Below are 267 nucleotides of genomic sequence, written 5' to 3'. Positions count from 1 at the left end.
CGCTGACGATCCCCACATTCGCTAAAAGTACCATGTTCCGCTGACAGCCGTTATTGGCGCAACAACGAGTCTTGCAAAGGAGTAGCCCTCAACCCGTGAATCTGCTCCCACTCCTCGCGCAAAATGCCCATGCGAATGGAATCGTAAAACACGCCATTGTACAATCTCACCTTGCGAATGCGCGCTTCCATCTGCATCCCCAATTTCTCAGCGCAGCGAATCATCCGCTGATTGCCCGACCAGGTCGTGAGACTGTCTCTTATACAC

1 protein-coding gene is annotated in these 267 nt (G+C 52.8%); it reads right to left on the bottom strand.

Translation table 11 applies throughout. The features are described 5' to 3' along the window. Positions 1-50: 50 nt before the first annotated feature. Positions 51-267: GNAT family N-acetyltransferase (locus tag J3482_RS20505; protein ID WP_206923130.1), on the bottom strand; the 217-nt coding region annotated here is incomplete at its 5' end.

The organism is Alicyclobacillus suci (genome assembly GCF_017329615.1).
GTDB lineage: Bacteria > Bacillota > Bacilli > Alicyclobacillales > Alicyclobacillaceae > Alicyclobacillus > Alicyclobacillus suci.
This window is presented reverse-complemented; position numbering and strand designations above follow the sequence as displayed.